The organism is Fischerella thermalis PCC 7521 (genome assembly GCF_000317225.1).
Taxonomy (GTDB): Bacteria; Cyanobacteriota; Cyanobacteriia; order Cyanobacteriales; family Nostocaceae; genus Fischerella; species Fischerella thermalis.
In genome coordinates this window covers 1-1,171 of sequence record NZ_AJLL01000109.1, presented here as the reverse complement: position 1 = coordinate 1,171, position 1,171 = coordinate 1, and the positions used below count along the sequence as shown (strand labels likewise).

Below are 1,171 nucleotides of genomic sequence, written 5' to 3'. Positions count from 1 at the left end.
CGTTGAAAAACTCAGAAATATTATTGTCTGGAGACAAATTGACCAAAAGATGAACATGGTCCTCTTCGCCGTTAAACTCAATCAAAATACTTTTTTGTTGCTCACAGAGATGCTTGAAAATTGCTTTTAGTCTAATGAGCATTTCTGAAGTGATAACTTTACGTCGATACTTCGTTACCAACACAATATGCAAGTGAATACAGAATACAGCGTGAGAACTATTTCTGAGAGAGGGTTACACAATAAATTAGGTGAGTGTTAGTATATCACCCATGATAGTAACACGTAGAACTACCTTTCGCTTATATCCAACTAAATCTCAAAAGTCGAAATTAGATTATTGGCGACGACTCCACAAAGATTTATATAACGCCTGTCTTTATCACAGAAAAACAGAATATCAGCGTTTTGGTAAATCTATTAGTTACTATGACCAGCAAAATATTCTGCCAGATTTCAAAGAATGTTGGCATGAATATAAAGAATTAGGCTCACAAGCTTTACAAGCAACGGTGAAGCGTGTTGATTATGCCTTCCAACGATTTTTTAGTGGGTTAGGTGGTTATCCAAAGTTTAAGTCTGCACGACATTATCGTGGATGGACTTATCCAGCTACGTGCGTAGGGAAAGCACACACAACAGGCGATAACGGTTATCTGGAATTGTCTAATTTAGGATCAATCCAGATACGAGGAAGAGCCAGAACTTGGGGTACACCAACAACTTGTACAATCATCTGGAAACAAGGTAAATGGTACGCTTCAATCACAGTAAACTGTGAGCCAGCAAGAGAAACAAGTACTGGTGCTATAGGTTTAGATTTTGGTGTTTACCACGAAGCCAGCTTGTTCGGATGGAACGATAATTGATAATCCGAAATTTTTAGCCAGCACCCAACAAAAGATAGAGCAAACTTCTAAAAAATTGCGCCGCAAACGTGCGCCTAATTTCAAAAAGAAGATTAAAGCCTCTAAGCGTTGGAGGAAAGTTAGAAAGCAAATAAGTAAACTTCAGAACAAAGTCGCCAATCAAAGACAAGATTGGCAACACAAAGTAGCTGCACAAATAGTTAGCGGTAATAGCTTGGTAGCTACTGAAAAACTGAATATCAAGGGTATGACTCGTAAAGCCAAAAAGGGTAGCAAAGGAAAACATCAAAAAACAGGACTAA

Annotated in this window: 3 protein-coding genes; 2 read left to right on the top strand and 1 reads right to left on the bottom strand. The window is 38.1% G+C overall.

Annotated elements, in window-relative coordinates:
• A partial coding sequence (gene tnpA / locus UYK_RS25475) for an IS200/IS605 family transposase (protein WP_423752158.1) occupies window positions 1–184 on the bottom strand: 184 nt, incomplete at its 3' end.
• Window positions 185–272: 88 nt separating this feature from the next.
• Between tnpA and UYK_RS0123725 the strand changes: the two genes are divergently transcribed.
• Together UYK_RS0123725 and UYK_RS27030 are read left to right on the top strand one after the other, a co-directional pair.
• Window positions 273–869: an RNA-guided endonuclease InsQ/TnpB family protein gene (locus UYK_RS0123725; RefSeq protein ID WP_016872280.1), complete on the top strand. Its 597-nt coding sequence runs from the start codon at window positions 273–275 to the stop codon at window positions 867–869.
• Window positions 826–1,171, top strand: a 346-nt coding sequence (locus tag UYK_RS27030) for a transposase (protein WP_016872279.1), incomplete at its 3' end; no start/stop codon positions are given. The genes UYK_RS0123725 and UYK_RS27030, both read left to right, overlap by 44 nt.

Excerpts from the sequence above, each read along its gene's own strand:
- UYK_RS0123725 (WP_016872280.1), top strand. The coding sequence starts at position 273 with ATGATAGTAACACGTAGAACTACCTTTCGCTTATATCCAACTAAATCT.